Source organism: Cellulomonas sp. NPDC055163, from assembly GCF_053607065.1.
Window position 1 is genome coordinate 24,822 of sequence record NZ_JBSGSU010000013.1, and the last position, 17,452, is coordinate 42,273.

A 17,452-nucleotide genomic window follows, 5' to 3' on the forward strand; every position below is an offset into this window, starting at 1 on the left:
CCCGACATGCTACGTCGACCCTCCGACATGCCGCACAGGTGTTCGAACGGAACGTGACCGGCGCCACTCCGCCGGGCCGTCGCCGGGTGCGGTGCGCGCAGCTCGCCGATGATGGACCGATGCGCCTCCACACTCCCCCGCCGATCGCCGACTACGCGGTCCTCGGCGACGGGCACACCGCCGCGCTCGTCTCCCGCCGCGGATCGGTCGACTGGCTCTGCCTGCCCCGGTTCGACTCCCCCGCGTCGTTCGCCGCGCTGCTCGGCACCCGCGAGCACGGACGGTGGCTGCTCACGGTCCCCGACGCGACGGACGTCTCGCGCACCTACGCCGGCGACTCGTTCGTGCTCCGGACGATGTACACGTCGCCCACCGGGACCGCGGTCGTGACGGACGCCATGCCGGTCGGCGACGGCCGCGCCGACCTCGTCCGGCGCATCGAGTGCACCGCGGGCACGGTGGCCGTCGAGCACGAGTGGGTCGTGCGCTTCGGCTACGGCGCGACCGTGCCGTGGGTGCACCACGTCCACGACGTCAACGGCGTCGAGGGCATCCAGGCCGTCGCCGGCCCCGACTCGCTCCTGCTGCGCGGGGACCGTCTGCCCTCGGCGCACGGGCGCGTGCACCGCGACGAGTTCGAGCTCGCGGCCGGCGAGAGCGCCGAGCTCGCGGTCACGTGGACGCACTCGTGGTCCGAGGTGCCGGAGCGGCTGACGATCCCCGACCGCGTCGACGCGACCCTCGGTGCGTGGGGCGAGTGGGCCCGGCGCTGCGACTACACCGGCTCCTACCGCCCGCAGGTCGTCCGCTCGCTGCTCGTGCTGCGCCTGCTGACGCACGCCGAGACCGGCGGGATCGTCGCGGCGCCGACGACGTCGCTCCCCGAGGACTTCGGCGGCGAGCGGAACTGGGACTACCGGTTCTGCTGGCTGCGTGACGCGGCGATGACGCTCGAGGCGCTCCTGGAGCACGGCTACCGCGACGAGGCGACGGCGTGGCGCGGGTGGCTGCTGCGCGCCGTGGCCGGCGACCCGGCCGACCTGCAGATCATGTACGGCGTCGACGGGCGGCGCGACCTGCCCGAGCGCACGCTCGACCACCTTCCCGGCTACGCGGGGTCACGGCCGGTGCGCGTCGGCAACGCCGCCGTCGGGCAGACCCAGAACGACGTCCTGGGCGAGGTCATGTGCGCGCTGCACGAGGCGCGCGCGGGCGGGCTCGCCGAGTCGGACGACTCGTGGGCGATGCAGCGGCACCTCGTCCGGGACCTCCTCACGAGCTGGCGCGAGCCGGACCGCGGCATCTGGGAGGTCCGCGGCGAGCCCCGCCACTTCACGCACTCGAAGGTCATGTCCTGGGCCGCGCTCGACCGCGCCGTGCGGGCCGTCGAGGACCACGGACTGCCGGGCCCGGTCGACGAGTGGCGCCGCGCGCGCGACGCCGTCCACGCCGACGTCCTCGAGCACGGCTGGGACGCAGGGCTGGGGACGTTCGTGCAGCACTACGGCGCGACCCACACCGACGCGTCGCTGCTCCAGATGCTCCAGGTCGGCTTCCTGCCCCCGGACGACCCCCGGATGCGCTCGACGGTCTCGGCGATCCGGCGCGAGCTCGAGGTCGCCCCGGGCTTCGTGCTCCGCTACCGCGCCGAGCACACCGACGACGGGCTGGCCGGCAGCGAGCACCCGTTCCTGGCGTGCTCGTTCTGGCTGGCCGACGCGCTCGCGCGGCAGGGTGACGTGGCCGGGGCGAGCGCCGCGCTGGACACCCTCACGGCGCTCGGCGGCGAGCTCGGCCTGCTCGCGGAGGAGTACGACCCGGTCGAGGGCCGCATGGCCGGCAACTACCCGCAGGCGCTCTCGCACCTCGCCCTGGTCCGCGCCGTCCGCAGCCACGACCGTGCACTCGCCGGCGCGCAGCTGCAGCCGGTCGGCACGACCCCCGACGGTGCGTCGTGACGTACACCGGGGACGTGCGGCCCGGTGGCCCGGCCGACGTGCGCGAGCTCGACGAGGTCGTGGTGCGCAAGCTCGCCGTCGGGCCGATGGCGAACAACGCCTACCTGCTCACGTGCCGCGGCAGCGGCGCACAGCTCCTGGTCGACGCCGCCGACGAGCCCGACCGGCTCGCGGAGCTGCTGCACGACGTGTCCGCGACCTCTCGGCTCGACGTCGTCGTGACCACGCACCAGCACGCGGACCACCACCGCGCGCTCGCGTCCGTCGTCGCGCTCACGGGTGCACCGGTGGCCGCCGGGGACGCCGACGCCGACGCGATCACCGCGGCGACCGGCGTGCCGGTGCGCCGCCGGCTCCGGCACGGCGACACGCTCACGGTCGGCCACCTGGTGCTCGAGGTCGTCGCGCTGCGCGGGCACACCCCCGGCTCGGTCGCGCTGGCCTACCGCGAGCCCGAGCACGTGCACGCGGAGGGCGCCGTCGCTGCCCGGGTGCACCTGCTCACCGGGGACTCGCTGTTCCCCGGTGGCGTGGGCGCGACGGGAGGGGACGCCGCGCGGTTCACGGCGCTGCTGGGTGACGTCGTCGACCGCGTGTTCGACCGGTTCGGCGACGACACGTGGGTCTACCCGGGGCACGGCGCGGACACCACGCTCGGCGCCGAGCGACCGCACCTCGACGAGTGGCGCGCCCGCGGCTGGTGACCGCGACGGACGTGCGCCCGGGCAGCGGTGCGAGGCGCCGGACGGGTCGAGATGTGGGCCGGACGTGCGAGGCGGGCCCCGCTCAGGCCCCGAGGACGTCCGGGTCTGGCCCGACCCGCTCGCCGCGGTCGAGCCCGGCGACGAGCCGGTGGTCCTCGTCGGTCAGCTCGAAGCCGAAGACGTCGACGTTCTCCCGGATCCGCCCCGGGGTCACCGACTTCGGGATCACGAGCGTCCCCAGGTCGAGGTGCCAGCGGAGCACCACCTGCGCGGGCGTGACCCGGTGGCACCGGGCGACGGACACGATCACCGGGTCGTCGAGCACGCCGTTCCCGGCTCCGAGCGGCGCCCACGCCTGCGTCGCGACACCGAGGCGCGCGTGGTGCTCCCGCAGCGCACGCTGCTGGAGGTACGGGTGCAGCTCGACCTGGTTGAGCACGGGCACGACGCCCGAGTCCTCGACGATGCGCGTGAGGTGCGCGGGCTGGAAGTTCGACACCCCGATCGAGCGGACCCGGCCGTCCTCATGGAGCCCGACGAGCGTCTGCCAGGTCTCGACGTAGAGGTCCCGGCCGGCGCACGGCCAGTGGATCAGGTACAGGTCCGGCGCCCCGACGTCGAGCCGCGCGACGGACTCGTCGAACGCGCGCAGCGTGCGCTCGCGCCCCTGGTCGTCGTTCCACAGCTTCGTCGTGACGTGGAGCTCCTCGCGCGGGACGCCCGACTCCCGCAGCGCGCGCCCGACGCCGACCTCGTTGCCGTAGAGCGTCGCGGTGTCCACGAGCCGGTACCCGGCGGCGAGCGCGGTCGCGACGGCCTCCCGCGCACCGTCGTCGTCGACCTTGTCCACCCCGAGCCCGAGCTGCGGGACCGCGGTCCCGTCGAGCAGCGCGACGTCGGGGACCGGGGGCTGCGTGGGAGCGCTCGTGGTCACCCCCGCACTCTCTCACCGGCCCGGGCAGCCCGCGCAGCCGGGCCGGGCGACGCGGGCGGTGCGGCAGGATGTCCGCATGTCGATCTTCGCCGTGACGTACACCTATGACGAGCGCCGTGACGTGCAGGACGCCGTGCGGCCCGAGCACCGCACCTACCTGCGCGGCCTCGCGGAGCAGGGCACGCTCCTCGCCTCGGGGCCGTGGGCCGACGGCGACCCGGGCGCCCTCCTCGTGTTCCGCACCGACGACCGGGCGACGCTCGACGCCCTGCTCGCCGCCGACCCGTTCGCGCGCGAGGGCGTCGTCGCGTCGACGACCGTGCGCGGCTGGAACGTCGTGATCGGCGGCTGGCCGGAGCCCGCGCCGCTCTGACCCCCGGCACCCGCGGCCCCGCGGGTGATCAGCGCGCGCCCGCGGCGGTCCGGGTCATCGCGTCGAGCATCGCGTCCAGGCTCGTCGGGTCCTCGACGAGCGTCACCATCCCCGCCCACCACGCGCGCTGCACCGGAGCGGGCATGAGGTCGCCGGCCCCGAAGCGGACGAGCTCGGCACCGGCGAGGTCCGCGGCGATCCTGCGTGCGACGGGGTCGCGGTACGCCTGCGGCGGGACCTGCCGGTTCGCTGATGTGTACCCGCCGAGCTCCACCCAGGCCCGCTGGGCGTCGGCGCCCGCGAGGAACGTCACGAACGAGCGCGCCGCCCGGGTGTCGTCGAGCAGGACGACGACGTCGCCGCCGACCGTGGTCGCCCCGGCGAGGTCGGGGTCCACCGGGGGGAAGGCGAAGACGTCGTAGTCCTCCCCCGGTTCGAGGTCCGGGTGCGCGGACGCGATGAACCCCTGGGCGAACGAGGCGAGCGGGTGCATGGCTGCGCCCGGGGGGTCGGTGAACAGCGGGTCCGCCCCCGTCGCGTCGCTCGTGGCGAGGATGCCCGCGGCGCCGCCGAGCACGTACCCCGGGGTGCGCACGACGCCCGTGAACCGGTCGAACGCCCCGCGCACGCACGCGTCGGTCCAGGGGATCTCAGCCGCGACCCACCGGTCGTAGAGCTCCGGGCCGCACGCGCCGAGCACGAGCTGCGCGACCCAGTCCGTCAGTGCCCAGCCGCTCCCCGGCCCGCGCGGCGCCACCACGGAGAACGCCGCACGGCCGTGGGCCACCACGTCGTCCGCGAGAGCCGTCATGTCGTCCCACGTCGCGGGTACGCGGTACCCCTCGGCGGCGAACACGCGAGGGGAGTACCAGACCGTCGCCTTGCTCGAGACCTTGACGACGACGCCGTACAGCGTGCCGTCGCGGCTCCCGAGGTCGATCCAGGCCGGGCCGTAGTCCCGCGCGAAGCGGTCGGCGTCGAGCGGGACCAGGACGCCCTGGTCCGCGAGCGCACGCAGCAGGCCCGGGTTGGGCAGCACGGCGACGTCCGGCGGGTCACCGGCCGCCAGCCGCGCAGCCAGGTCACCCGCGACGTCCTGCGAGTCCTCCCAGTCGAGCACCGCGCCCGTGCCGGACTCCCACCGCGAGGCGACGGTCGAGAAGCTGTCGCGCTCCGGGCCGCTCCACAGGCCGAGGACGTCGACGTGCACGCCGGTGATCGACGGTGCCGGGCGGTCCTGGGCGCCGCACCCCGCGCCCAGGACAGCGGCGACGAGTGCGACGGCGACACCGGTCCGCCGTGACCGTGGCCGGCGGCGACCGTTCCGGCTCCGCCCGACGTGTCGCTCCGGCCGCGACGGCTCCCCGGCGCGGCGCGCGCGACCCCGGGAACGGGACCGCTCGGTCGCGGGCATCCTCGGCTCCTTCCGGCGTCCACGCCCAGGCTAGAGCGGCGGAAGGACCGGCGGAACGGTCCAGGCGTTCGAGGCTCCGTCGTCCCGGTGCCGTGCGACCCCACGCGGCCGGACGTCGACGACCGCGCGGCGACCGGTGGGCTAGCGTCGCCGTGTGCCCCCCACCCACGGCTCGTCGCGCACCGACGATGACCACCGCCACCGTGCTCGGCGGCGGACCGGCCGGCCTCATGGCGGCGGAGGTGCTCGGGCGCGCCGGCGTCACGGTCACGGTGTACGACCGCATGCCCTCGCCGGCCCGCAAGCTCCTGCTGGCGGGGCACGGCGGGCTCAACATCACGCACTCCGAGGCGCCCGGGCCGTTCCTCGCCCGGTACGGCAGCGCCTCCGAGCGGCTCGCGCCGGCGCTCGGGGCATTCGGACCGCAGGACCTGCGCGACTGGTGCGCGGGACTGGGTGAGCCGACGTTCGTCGGTTCGAGCGGACGCGTGTTCCCGCGGTCGTTCCGTGCCACGCCGCTCGTCCGGGCCTGGCTCGCGCGCCTCGCCGACCTGGGGGTCCGGGTCGAGCGGCGGCACCTGTGGACCGGCTGGGCGCAGCCACCCGGGACGGTGCGGCTCGCGCGGGCCGACGGCTCGGAGACCGAGGTCACGAGCGACGTGACCGTCTTCGCGTTCGGCGGGGCGTCCTGGCCGCGGCTCGGCTCGGACGGCGGGTGGACCGGCCCGTTCGCCGAGCAGGGCGTCGAGGTCGTGCCGCTGCGGCCCGCGAACGTCGGGGTCCGGGTCGGCTGGGCCGCCACGTTCGCGGACCGGTTCGCGGGGACCCCGCTCAAGCACGTGGCACTGACCGCGCGCGGAGGGTCGCTCGGCGGGTCACGCAGCACCGGCGCGTCACGGACCGTGCGCGGCGACGCGATGGTGACACGCAGCGGTCTCGAGGGAGGCCCGGTGTACGCGCTCGGGGCCGCCATCCGGGAGGCCCTCGACGCCGACGGACGAGCCGTGCTCGACGTCGACCTGCGCCCCGACCACACGGTGCGGCAGCTCGCCGACCGGTTGCGGGAGCGGCGGCGACCCAAGGACTCCGGCACCACCTGGCTGCGCCGCGCGATCGGCCTGGACCCCGCCGGGATCTCGCTCGTCCGCGAGGCGGCCCGCGGTCCCCTGCCGAGCGACGCCGACGTGGCCGCCGCGCTGGTCAAGGCGGTGCCCGTCGAGGTGACCGGGACGATGCCGATCGACCGCGCGATCTCGACGGCCGGCGGCATCGCGTGGGCCGAGGTCGACGGGTCGCTCATGCTGCGCCGGATGCCGGGCACGTTCGTCGCGGGCGAGATGCTCGACTGGGAGGCGCCCACGGGCGGCTACCTGCTGCAGGCGTCGTTCAGCACGGGGGTCGCCGCCGCGCACGGGGCCCTGGCCTGGCTCGACGGGTCAGCCGCGGGCTGACCGGCACCCGGTCGCTCGGGCTGCGACGCCGGTCGGTGCCGCGGGGTCGCGCTGCTCTCAGCGGATCGCGGGCAGGCGACGCGGCTCCAGCCGCTGCTCGACAGCCCGTCCGCCGTCCCGCCGCACGACGTACGCGCCCTGCCCCGGACGCTCGGACACCGCCTCGACGAGCTCCGTGCCGCGGTACACGAGCCCGACCCCGTCGTCGGTGCAGTGCGTCGTCGGCAGGGTCCCGTCCGCGACGAGCGCATGCACCAGCGGGCGCCGCCGCGCCTCGGAGTCGTAGTGCACGCCGTTGCCGTACGGCAGCAGCGCCAGGCCGTTCGCCACCGGCCGCAGCTCCGGACCGAACGAGTCGGTCGTGCCGCCGACGTACCAGCAGATCGACCCGGCGCTCACGCCGGCCAGCACCACGCCCGCCTCCCAGACGCGGCGCAGGATCTCGTCGAGCCCGTGCACGCGCCAGACGGCGAGCAGGTTCGCGACCGAGCCGCCACCCACCCACACGACGTCCTGGCCGAGGAGGTGCCCTTCGACGTCGTCGACGTTCGGCATCGAGAACAACGTCAGGTGCGTGAGGTCGACGCCGGCGACCTGCGCCGCGTCCTGCAGGTCCGCCCGCCCCGACGCCTGGTCCCCGCCCGCGGTGCCCAGGTGGCACACCCGCGGGCGTCCCGCCGGACCCGCGAGGTCGATCGCGTGGTGGACGAGCGGCCCGAGCTCGAGCCGGGTGCGCCGACCGGCGACGTAGCCGCCCGACGTCGCGACGATGGTGGGGGTGTCGGCAGTCATGGCGGCACGCTACCGAGCGCACGGGCTGCTCGTCCGCGGGTCGGTCCCACGAGCTCGACGGGCGAACCCGACGTCCGCGGGTCCGCCCGCCCCGGGCGACGGCGCGCGCCCGTCGGCACGCCGACCGGGCCGGACGACGCGACGCCCGGCCCGTCCCCGCGGGTGCGGGGCGGACCGGGCGCTGCGTGGTGCCCGCTGCGCGCGGGCGACGGCTCAGCCCGCGGAGCGGGTGACCTCGACGGGGTCGTCGTCGCTGCGGTCGACACCGGGACGGCCCGCCTCGGCGCGCGCGTCGTTGCGGGTCTTGAGCAGGCTCGCGACCGTCGCGACCGCGAGCGTCGCGAGGATGACCGACAGCGACAGCCACGTCGGGATCTCCGGCGCCCAGTGGAACGCCTCGCCCCCGTTGAGGAACGCGAGCTCGTTCGTGTGCATCGCGTGGAGCACGAGCTTCACACCGATGAAGCCGAGGATGACGGACAGGCCCTGCGACAGGTACACGAGGCGCTCGAGCAGCCCGCCGAGCAGGAAGTAGAGCTGGCGCAGCCCGAGGAGCGCGAACGCGTTCGTCGTGAAGACCAGGTACGGCTCCTGCGTGAGGCCGTAGATCGCGGGGATCGAGTCCAGCGCGAAGAGGATGTCGGTGCTGCCGATCGCCACCATCACGAGGAGCATCGGCGTGACGAGCCGCTTGCCGTCGACCACGACCGTCAGGCGGTCGCCGTGGTACTTCTCCGTCGTCGGCAGGACGCGCTTGAGCATGCGCACCGCCAGGCTGTCCTTCTCCTCGACCGCCTCGTGCTCGACGTCGCCGTCGTGCTTCTCCCGGGCGAGCTTGATCGCCGTGTAGATCAGGAAGCCGCCGAAGACGTAGAAGACCCACGACCACTCCTCGATCGCCGCCGCGCCGAGCAGGATGAACACCGTGCGGAGCACGAGCGCGATCACGACGCCGACGAGCAGGACCTTCTGCTGGTACGCCCGCGGCACCGCGAACTTCGTCATGATGATGAGGAAGACGAACAGGTTGTCGACCGACAGGCTCTTCTCGGTGACGTACCCGGCGAAGTACTCCCCGCCGAACGTCCACCCGGAGACCACGCCGACGCCGATCCCGAACAGGACGGCGATCGCGACGTAGAGCACCGACCACGTCGCGGACTCGCGGAAGGTCGGCTCGTGCGGCTTGCGCACGTGAGCGAAGAAGTCGAACAGGATCATGCCGACGACGAGCGCGGTCGTCGCGCCCCACACCCACAGGGGAACAGACACAGGTACACCTCCGGTACACAACGAGTACCGGAGGTCTCTCCCTACCCGACGCTCTGCGGCGGGCCGACGCGACCGGGGCGACTACGGAGTCGACCGTGCTGACGAGCGCGTCGTGGCGGGATACTCCCCTCCAACGTGACCGAGCGTAGGTCACGCCCGGCCTCTCGCGCCTGCCCGACGCCGGGGAGGAACGTCACACGGTGCGATCGGTCGCTGCGGGAACTTGTGGGCCGGTGCGGTCGTTCGAGCCCCGCCGGTGCGGTCGTTCGAGCCCTGCCGGTGCGGTCGTTCGAGCCCCGCCGGTGCGGCGGCCCCGGCGCGGGGAGCCTGGGGCGCGTGCCGACGAGACCGGGGGCTGTGCGAGGGCTCACCGGACGCGCGCCGACAGGACGTCCCCGCTCATGCGGTCGCGGCCTGCATCTGCCGCAGCTCGCGCTTGAGGCCCGAGATCTCGTCGCGCAGCCGACCGGCGAGCTCGAACTGGAGCTCCCCCGCCGCCGCGTGCATCTGGTCGGTGAGCTCCTGGATGAGGTCCGCGAGCTCGCTCGCCGCTGCCCCCGAGAGCTTGGTCCGCTCCGTCCGGGCGCCGGCCTTCGAGCCCAGCCCGGGGACCGGTGCCTTGCCGCGGCTCGCCTGGCGCCCGGCGCCGCCCAGCAGCTCGGCGGTGTCGGCGTCCTCACGGGCGAGCAGGTCGGTGATGTCGCCGATCTTCTTCCGCAGCGGGGTCGGGTCGATCCCGTGCTCGAGGTTGTAGGCGACCTGCTTCGCCCGGCGCCGGGTGGTCTCGTCGATGGCCAGGGCCATGCTGTCGGTGATCCGGTCGGCGTACATGTGCACCTGGCCCGAGACGTTACGGGCCGCACGGCCGATGGTCTGGATCAGCGAGGTCCCGGACCGCAGGAAGCCCTCCTTGTCGGCGTCGAGGATCGCGACGAGCGAGACCTCCGGCAGGTCGAGGCCCTCACGCAGCAGGTTGATGCCGACGAGCACGTCGAACTCGCCCATCCGGAGCTCGCGGAGCAGCTCGACGCGGCGCAGCGTGTCGACCTCCGAGTGCAGGTAGCGGACCCGGACGCCCTTCTCCAGGAGGTAGTCGGTCAGGTCCTCCGACATCTTCTTGGTCAGGGTCGTGACGAGGACGCGCTCGTTGCGGTCGGCGCGCTCGCGGATCTCGTGGAGGAGGTCGTCGATCTGCCCGTGGGTCGGCTTGACGACGATCTCCGGGTCGACCAGCCCCGTCGGGCGGATGATCTGCTCGACGACCCCGTCGGACATCGACAGCTCGTAGTTGCCGGGCGTCGCCGACAGGTACACCGTCTGCCCGATGCGGTCGACGAACTCCTCCCAGCGCAGCGGCCGGTTGTCCATGGCCGACGGCAGCCGGAAGCCGTGGTCGACGAGGTTCCGCTTGCGCGACATGTCGCCCTCGTACATCGCACCGATCTGCGGGACGGTCACGTGGGACTCGTCGATCACCAGCAGGAAGTCCTCGGGGAAGTAGTCGATCAGCGTGTGCGGTGCGGTCCCCGCCTCACGGCCGTCGATGTGCCGTGAGTAGTTCTCGATGCCGGAGCACGAGCCGATCTGGCGCATCATCTCGATGTCGTAGGTCGTGCGCATGCGCAGCCGCTGGGCCTCGAGCAGCTTGTTCTGCCGCTCGAGGTCGGCGAGACGCCACTCGAGCTCGGCCTCGATGCCGCCGATCGCCCGCTCCATGCGCTCGGGACCCGCGACGTAGTGCGTCGCGGGGAACAGGTGCACCTCACGCTCCTCGCGGACGACGTCGCCGGTGAGCGGGTGCAGGGTCTGGATCGCCTCGATCTCGTCGCCGAAGAACTCGATGCGGATCGCGAGCTCCTCGTAGACCGGGATGATCTCGACCGTGTCCCCGCGGACGCGGAACGTGCCGCGGGTGAACGCCATGTCGTTGCGCGTGTACTGCATCGCGACGAACCGGCGCAGCATCTGGTCGCGGTCCACCTGGTCGCCCACCGAGAGCTGGACCATGCGGTCGACGTACTCCTGCGGCGTGCCCAGGCCGTAGATGCAGGACACCGACGCGACCACGACGACGTCGCGCCGCGTGAGCAGCGAGCTCGTGGCCGAGTGCCGCAGCCGCTCGACCTCGTCGTTGATCGACGAGTCCTTCTCGATGTACGTGTCCGTCTGCGCGATGTACGCCTCGGGCTGGTAGTAGTCGTAGTACGACACGAAGTACTCGACCGCGTTGTTCGGCAGCAGCTCGCGGAACTCCGTCGCGAGCTGCGCCGCGAGCGTCTTGTTCGGCGCCATGACGAGCGTGGGGCGCTGGAGCTCCTCGATGAGCCACGCGGTCGTCGCGGACTTGCCCGTTCCCGTGGCGCCCAGCAGCGTCACGTCCTTCTCCCCCGCACGGACTCGCTTGGCGAGATCGGCGATGGCGGTGGGCTGGTCGCCCGACGGCGTGTACTCCGACACCACCTGGAACGGGGCGACGGTCCGCTGCAGATCGGTCACGGGGCGCATGCCTCTACGCTACGTGCCGCCACCCACACGCACCCCCGCCGGACCGCTCCGTTCGCCGTCGGCGCGACGCCCCGGCACGACCCGGCCGGCGGACGCGTCAGCCGAGCGAACCCGCAGCGACCCGCACGTCGGTCGTCGTCGTGAGCGCCGCCCGCAGCACCGCGAGCAGCCCGCGCGCGGCCAGCCCGGCCTCGAGCGCCGGCTCCCCCGCACCGACCTGCTCGGGCAGCCGTGGCACGTGCACGAACCCGCTGCGCACGCCCGCACGACCGTGCAGCAGGTGCTGCAGCGCGTAGAACGTCGCGTTGCACACGTAGGTGCCGGCCGTCCCCGACACCTCGGCCGGCGCACCCGCCTCGCGCGCGGCGGTCCAGCACGCCTTCACGGGCAGCGTCGAGAAGAACGCGGCCGGCGCCCCGGCGATCACGGGGACGTCGACCGGCGCCGACCCGTCGGCGTCGGGGATCCGTGCGTCGATCACGTTGACCGCCACGCGCTCGATCCCCACGGCGGCCCGCCCGCCGGCCTCACCGACGCACACCACGAGCTCGGGCGAGAGCTCCGCGACCGCCGCACGGAGCTCCTGGCGGGCCCCGCGGAACGACACCGGCAGCACCCGCACCACGAGCGTCGCCGGGCCGTCCCACGCAGCCTCGACCCGCCGCACCGCCTCGAGCGACGCGTTGACCGCCTGCCCGTCGAAGGGCTCGAACGCCGTCAGCAGGACCGTGCTCACCGCACCTCCGCGGCCAGCTCCTCGGCCCGCTCGGCGGCGAGCCGCGCCCACAGCGCGTCGACCTGCGCGCGCAGCCCCGCGTCCGTGCCGGTGCCGTCGAGGACGACGTCGGCTGCCGCGGCGCGCGTCTCGTCGCTCGTCTGCGCCGCGATGCGGCGCTCCGCCTCGTCGCGCGCGAGGCCCCGGCCCTCGACGAGCCGCCCGAGGCGCTGCGCCACGGGCGCGTGCACGACGACCACGACGTGGAACTCGTCCCCCCGGCCCGTCTCGACGAGCAGCGGGATGTCGTGCACGACCACCGCGCCCGCGTCCGCGGTCGCCGCCGCCGCCTCGCGCTCGGCGGCGAGCCTGCGGACCACCGGGTGGATGATCCCGTTGAGCCGCTCGAGCGCGGCGGCGTCCGTGAAGACGAGTGCCGCGAGCGCGGCCCGGTCCAGCGCGCCGTCGGCGCCGACCACGCCCGGCCCGAACGCCTCCGCGACCTCGTCGAGACCGACCGAGCCCGGCTCGACCGCCTCCCGCGCGAGCTGGTCGTAGTCGATGACGACCGCACCCAGCTCGGCGAGGTGACTTGCCGCCACCGACTTTCCTGCTGCGATCCCGCCGGTCAGTCCGATGCGTTGCATCGGACCATCCTGCCCGACGCGGAGCGGGACGCACGACGGGCCGGCCACCCGAAGAGGTGACCGGCCCGTCGTGGTGAGCCCCGGAGGGCTCGGTGGATCAGTTGCCCGTGAGCTTCTCGCGCAGAGCGGCGAGCGCCTCGTCGGACGCGAGCGTCCCGCCGATCTCCTCGACCGGGGCCGACGAGTAGGTGGACGCCGTCGCACCGCCGGTGCTGCTGCTGCTGCCACCGTCGCCGTTCGCGGCCTCCGCGTCGGCCTTGCTGGCCTCGGCGACCTGCTTGCGGTGCGCCTCCCAGCGCTCGTGGGCCTGCGCGTACTGCGCCTCCCACACCTCGCGCTGCGCCTCGAAGCCCTCGAGCCACTCGTTCGTGGTCGAGTCGAAGCCCTCGGGGTACTTGTAGTTGCCCTGCTCGTCGTACTCCGCCGCCATGCCGTACAGCGCGGGGTCGAAGTCGTCGCTGCTCGGGTCGACGCCCTCGTTCGCCTGCTTGAGGGACAGCGAGATGCGGCGACGCTCGAGGTCGATGTCGATGACCTTGACGAAGACGTCGTCGCCGACCTGGACGACCTGCTCCGGGATCTCGACGTGGCGCACGGCCAGCTCCGAGATGTGCACGAGGCCCTCGATGCCGTCCTCGACGCGCACGAACGCACCGAACGGGACGAGCTTCGTGACCTTGCCCGGGACGACCTGGCCGATGGCGTGCGTGCGGGCGAAGGCCTGCCACGGGTCCTCCTGCGTCGCCTTCAGCGACAGGGAGACACGCTCGCGGTCGAAGTCGACGTCGAGGACCTCGACGGTGACCTCCTGGCCCACCTCGACGACCTCGGAGGGGTGGTCGATGTGCTTCCACGACAGCTCGGAGACGTGCACGAGCCCGTCGACGCCGCCGAGGTCCACGAACGCACCGAAGTTGACGATCGAGGAGACGACACCGGGGCGGACCTGGCCCTTCTGCAGCGTCTGCAGGAAGGTCGAGCGCACCTCGGACTGCGTCTGCTCGAGCCAGGCACGGCGCGAGAGGACGACGTTGTTGCGGTTCTTGTCGAGCTCGATGATCTTGGCCTCGATCTCCTTGCCGACGTACGGCTGGAGGTCACGGACGCGACGCATCTCCACGAGCGAGGCGGGGAGGAACCCGCGCAGGCCGATGTCGAGGATGAGGCCACCCTTGACGACCTCGATGACGGTGCCGGTGACGACGCCGTCCTCCTCCTTGATCTTCTCGATCGTGCCCCACGCGCGCTCGTACTGCGCACGCTTCTTGGACAGGATCAGCCGGCCTTCCTTGTCCTCCTTCTGGAGGACCAGGGCCTCGACCTCGTCGCCGACCTTGACGACCTCACCGGGGTCCACGTCGTGCTTGATGGACAGCTCACGGGAGGGGATGACGCCCTCGGTCTTGTAGCCGATGTCCAGGAGCACCTCGTCGCGGTCGACCTTGACGATGGTGCCCTCGACGATGTCGCCATCGTTGAAGTACTTGATGGTGGCGTCGATCGCGGCGAGGAAGTCCTCGGCCGAGCCGATGTCGTTGATCGCGACCTGCGGCGTGGCGGGCTTCGCGGGGGTGGAAATGCTCATGTAGGGATGGGCTCCGTTGCGGACAGGATGTAGGACGGACAGGGATGCTGCATGGTGTGCGGTGCCGACCGTCCCGAAGGGGGTTCACAGGCGGGATCCCTGCGGGACCCTCACGAGCAGACCGTCGCCAAGGCGCGCGGCACCGCCGTCTACCTTATCGGTCCTGCGTGGAGCCGGTCAAAGGCAGGCGTGACGTGCGTCAGGCGAGGGCCCGCGCCACCTGGAGCAGCTCGGCGGGCACCTGCTTGACCTTGCCGGCGATCTCCTCGAGCGGGACCAGCACGACGTCCTCGCCGCGCAGCGCGGTCATGACACCCGTCTCGCCGCGGCTGATCGCGTCGATCGCCGCGGTCCCGAACCGGCTGCCGAGGATGCGGTCCGTGTGCGTGGGGGTGCCGCCGCGCTGCACGTGGCCGAGCACCGTGACGCGCGTGTCGAACCCGGTGCGCTCCTCGATCTCGACCTTGATGCGCTCGCTGATCGCGCCGGCGACGATCTCGCCGAACTTGCCGACGGGCGCCTCGTACGACATCGCGCTGCCCTGGAGCGGGACCGCACCCTCGGCGACGACGACGATCGAGAAGCTCGCGTGCGCGCGGTGCCGGTGCTTGAGGAACTTCACGACGCGCTCGATGTCGAACGGCTCCTCGGGGGTGAGGACCAGCTCGGCGCCCGACGCGATCGCGGACGAGACGGCGATCCAGCCGGCGTGGCGGCCCATGACCTCGACGATCATCACGCGGTTGTGGCTCTCCGCCGTGGTGTGCACGCGGTCGAGCGCCTCGGTCGCGATGCCGACGGCCGTGTCGAAGCCGATCGAGCGGTCGGTCCCCCACACGTCGTTGTCGATCGTCTTGGGGATCGCGACGATCCGGACGCCGGCCTCGGCGACCTTGCTCGCGGCGTGCAGGGTCCCGTCGCCGCCGATGCAGATCAGCGCCTCGATCCGCTCCGCCTCGAGGGTCGCGAGCACCCCGTCGATGCCGCCGTCCTTGGCGTGGGGGTGGTACCGCGCGGTGCCGAGCAGCGTCCCGCCCTGCGTCAGCACGTTGCGGATGTGCTGACGGCCGAGCGGGAAGACGTCGCCGTCGACCACGCCGCGCCAGCCGTTGCGGAAGCCGATGATCGAGTGACCGTACTCGCCCTCACCCTGCTTGACGACGGCGCGGATCGCCGCGTTCAGCCCGGGGACGTCGCCGCCGCCCGTGAGCAGTCCGACTCGCACTGGGAACTCCTTGGTCGCAGGGGGTGGGGGTCGAGGGCGCGTCCTCGAGCTCCTCGGCCGCCAGCGTAGCCAGTGCGCCGGCTGCGCACTGAGCCTTCCGTCCCAGGTGGGGCGGCGCGTCCGGGGATCTCAGCCGACGAGGCCGAGCTCGAGGTCCCGACCCGGGATCGCGTCGAGCAGGGTGCGCGTGTACTCCGTCTGCGGGTCGTCGAAGACGTCGTCCGCCGTGCCCTGCTCGACGATGCGCCCGCGCTCCATGACGCACACCTGGTCCGCGACCTGCCGCACGACCGCGAGGTCGTGGCTGATGAACAGGTAGCTCAGGCCGAGCCGCTGCTGCAGGTCCGCGAGCAGGCGCAGGATCTGCGACTGCACGATGACGTCGAGCGCCGAGACCGCCTCGTCGCACACCACGAGGTCCGGGTTGAGCGCGAGCGCCCGCGCGATGGCGACGCGCTGGCGCTGGCCGCCCGAGAGCTCGGCCGGGTAGCGCCGCAGCACGTCGGACGGCAGCGCGACGTCGTCGAGGAGCTCCCGCACCCGTTGCCGTCGCTCGGTCGTCGAGCCGACGCCGTGCGCGCGCAGCGGCTCCTCGATGGTCCGGCCGATCGTGAACAGCGGATCGAGCGAGGAGTACGGGTCCTGGAAGATCGGCTGGACCCGGCGGCGGAACGCGACCTCGGCCGTGCGGTCCGCACCGCCCACGGCCCCGCCGTCGAAGCGGATGACGCCCGACGTCGGCTTCACCAGGTCGAGCATCATCTTCGCGACGGTCGACTTCCCCGAGCCCGACTCCCCCACGACGGCGACCGTGCGACCGCGCGGGATCACGAAGCTCACGTCGTCGACCGCGGTGAAGCTCTCCGAGCGCGAGAACATCCGGCGCCCGCGCAGCCCGTACACCTTGGTGACGTGGTCGACCTCGATGATGTGGTCGGTCTTCGCCGGCCCACCCGTGGCGGCCGCCGGCGTCCCGTCCTCGTCCCCGCGCGACACCGCGAGCAGGTCGGAGGTGTCGTCGACACCCGCCGCCTTCGCGAGCTGGATGCGGCGCGACGCGAGCGACGGCGCCGCGGCGAGCAGCCGGCGCGTGTACTCGTGCTGCGGGTCGCGCAGCAGCTCGGCGGCAGGACCGGCCTCGACGACCTTCCCGCGGTACATCACGACGATGCGGTGCGCGCGCTCGGCGGCCAGCCCCAGGTCGTGCGTGATGAGCAGCACCGACGTCCCCAGCTGGTCCGTCAGCTGGGTGAGGCGGTCGAGGATCGTGCGCTGCACGGTGACGTCGAGCGCCGAGGTCGGCTCGTCGGCGATGAGCAGCCGCGGCCGGCACGCGAGGCCCATCGCGATGAGCGCGCGCTGGCGCATGCCGCCCGAGAACTCGTGCGGGTACTGCTCCGCGCGCCGCTCGGCGTCCGGCAGCCCGGCCTCCTCGAGCAGCTCGACGGTCCGGGTCCGGGCCGCGCGGCCCTTCGCGACGCCGTTGTCCTCGAGCGCCTCGGCGATCTGCGAGCCGACCCGGCGCACCGGGTTGAGGTTCGACATCGGGTCCTGCGGGACCATGCCGATCTCGCTGCCGCGCAGGCGGGACACCTCACCGGGGCTCATCGTCGCGAGGTCCTGCCCGTCGAACAGGATGCGCCCGCCGGTGACCGAGCCGTTCTGCGCGAGCAGCCCGATCACCGCCGCCGCCGTCGTCGACTTGCCCGAGCCGGACTCCCCGACGATCGCGACGGTCTCGCCCGCGCGCACGTCGAAGCTCACGCCCGAGACGGCGACGGAGCGGCCCGCGTCCGTGGTGAAGGTGACCTCGAGGTCCTGGATGCTGAGCAGCGGCCCTGCCGCGCCGGTCCCGGGTGCGCTCGCAGCGCTCACCG

14 protein-coding genes are annotated in these 17,452 nt (G+C 73.4%); 4 read left to right on the plus strand and 10 right to left on the minus strand.

Annotated elements, in window-relative coordinates:
• Positions 1-119: 119 nt before the first annotated feature.
• Positions 120-1,958 (plus strand): glycoside hydrolase family 15 protein, encoded by a 1,839-nt coding sequence (locus tag ACWFNE_RS19555; RefSeq protein WP_452124089.1) that lies wholly within the window; start codon positions 120-122, stop codon positions 1,956-1,958.
• Entirely contained in the window at positions 1,955-2,662 is a 708-nt protein-coding gene (locus ACWFNE_RS19560; protein ID WP_452124090.1) for an MBL fold metallo-hydrolase, read from the plus strand. Before ACWFNE_RS19555 ends, ACWFNE_RS19560 begins: the two co-directional genes overlap by 4 nt.
• Before the next feature lie 82 nt (positions 2,663-2,744).
• Here the strand turns inward: ACWFNE_RS19560 and ACWFNE_RS19565 are convergent, their stop codons facing one another.
• Positions 2,745-3,596, minus strand: coding sequence for an aldo/keto reductase (locus ACWFNE_RS19565; RefSeq protein ID WP_452124091.1), 852 nt, complete (start codon positions 3,594-3,596; stop codon positions 2,745-2,747).
• 76 nt (positions 3,597-3,672) lie between these two features.
• On the opposite strand from ACWFNE_RS19565, the gene ACWFNE_RS19570 reads away from it, so the two are divergent.
• Positions 3,673-3,969: a YciI family protein gene (locus ACWFNE_RS19570; protein ID WP_452124092.1), complete on the plus strand. Its 297-nt coding sequence runs from the start codon at positions 3,673-3,675 to the stop codon at positions 3,967-3,969.
• A gap of 28 nt (positions 3,970-3,997) precedes the next feature.
• On the opposite strand, the gene ACWFNE_RS19575 is transcribed toward ACWFNE_RS19570, so the two are convergent.
• A complete protein-coding gene (locus ACWFNE_RS19575; RefSeq protein WP_452124093.1) occupies positions 3,998-5,179 on the minus strand; it encodes an ABC transporter substrate-binding protein in 1,182 nt (393 codons plus the stop codon).
• A gap of 392 nt (positions 5,180-5,571) precedes the next feature.
• On the opposite strand from ACWFNE_RS19575, the gene ACWFNE_RS19580 reads away from it, so the two are divergent.
• Positions 5,572-6,834: an NAD(P)/FAD-dependent oxidoreductase gene (locus tag ACWFNE_RS19580; RefSeq protein ID WP_452124094.1), complete on the plus strand. Its 1,263-nt coding sequence runs from the start codon at positions 5,572-5,574 to the stop codon at positions 6,832-6,834.
• A 57-nt stretch (positions 6,835-6,891) separates the two neighbouring features.
• Here ACWFNE_RS19580 and ACWFNE_RS19585 read toward each other — a convergent pair whose 3' ends face one another.
• The 8 genes from ACWFNE_RS19585 to ACWFNE_RS19620 form a co-directional block, all read right to left on the minus strand.
• The gene (locus ACWFNE_RS19585; protein WP_452124095.1) at positions 6,892-7,626 is read right to left on the minus strand and encodes a Type 1 glutamine amidotransferase-like domain-containing protein; all 735 of its coding nucleotides are present in this window, start codon (positions 7,624-7,626) and stop codon (positions 6,892-6,894) included.
• Positions 7,627-7,839: 213 nt separating this feature from the next.
• The gene (locus ACWFNE_RS19590) at positions 7,840-8,898 is read right to left on the minus strand and encodes a TerC family protein (RefSeq protein WP_452124096.1); all 1,059 of its coding nucleotides are present in this window, start codon (positions 8,896-8,898) and stop codon (positions 7,840-7,842) included.
• A 399-nt stretch (positions 8,899-9,297) separates the two neighbouring features.
• A complete protein-coding gene (gene uvrB / locus ACWFNE_RS19595) occupies positions 9,298-11,403 on the minus strand; it encodes an excinuclease ABC subunit UvrB (RefSeq protein WP_452124097.1) in 2,106 nt (701 codons plus the stop codon).
• A gap of 97 nt (positions 11,404-11,500) precedes the next feature.
• Positions 11,501-12,139, minus strand: a complete 639-nt coding sequence (gene pcp, locus ACWFNE_RS19600) for a pyroglutamyl-peptidase I (RefSeq protein WP_452124098.1) — start codon at positions 12,137-12,139, stop codon at positions 11,501-11,503.
• Positions 12,136-12,765 (minus strand): dephospho-CoA kinase, encoded by a 630-nt coding sequence (coaE, locus tag ACWFNE_RS19605; protein WP_452124099.1) that lies wholly within the window; start codon positions 12,763-12,765, stop codon positions 12,136-12,138. Before coaE ends, pcp begins: the two co-directional genes overlap by 4 nt.
• Positions 12,766-12,862: 97 nt before the next feature.
• Complete coding sequence (gene rpsA, locus ACWFNE_RS19610) at positions 12,863-14,350, minus strand: 30S ribosomal protein S1 (RefSeq protein ID WP_452124100.1); 1,488 nt, start codon at positions 14,348-14,350, stop codon at positions 12,863-12,865.
• 199 nt (positions 14,351-14,549) lie between these two features.
• Positions 14,550-15,575 (minus strand): 6-phosphofructokinase, encoded by a 1,026-nt coding sequence (locus ACWFNE_RS19615; protein WP_452124101.1) that lies wholly within the window; start codon positions 15,573-15,575, stop codon positions 14,550-14,552.
• Between the two features lie 129 nt (positions 15,576-15,704).
• Positions 15,705-17,450 (minus strand): ABC transporter ATP-binding protein, encoded by a 1,746-nt coding sequence (locus tag ACWFNE_RS19620; protein ID WP_452124102.1) that lies wholly within the window; start codon positions 17,448-17,450, stop codon positions 15,705-15,707.
• Positions 17,451-17,452: the final 2 nt, after the last annotated feature.

What these genes read in the sequence shown, in the direction of transcription:
- uvrB (WP_452124097.1), bottom strand. Translation starts at nt 11,403, where the DNA reads ATGCGCCCCGTGACCGATCTGCAGCGGACCGTCGCCCCGTTCCAGGTG.
- ACWFNE_RS19580 (WP_452124094.1), top strand. Translation starts at nt 5,572, where the DNA reads ATGACCACCGCCACCGTGCTCGGCGGCGGACCGGCCGGCCTCATGGCG.
- ACWFNE_RS19555 (WP_452124089.1), top strand. Translation starts at nt 120, where the DNA reads ATGCGCCTCCACACTCCCCCGCCGATCGCCGACTACGCGGTCCTCGGC.
- rpsA (WP_452124100.1), bottom strand. Translation starts at nt 14,350, where the DNA reads ATGAGCATTTCCACCCCCGCGAAGCCCGCCACGCCGCAGGTCGCGATC.
- ACWFNE_RS19585 (WP_452124095.1), bottom strand. Translation starts at nt 7,626, where the DNA reads ATGACTGCCGACACCCCCACCATCGTCGCGACGTCGGGCGGCTACGTC.
- coaE (WP_452124099.1), bottom strand. Translation starts at nt 12,765, where the DNA reads ATGCAACGCATCGGACTGACCGGCGGGATCGCAGCAGGAAAGTCGGTG.
- ACWFNE_RS19570 (WP_452124092.1), top strand. Translation starts at nt 3,673, where the DNA reads ATGTCGATCTTCGCCGTGACGTACACCTATGACGAGCGCCGTGACGTG.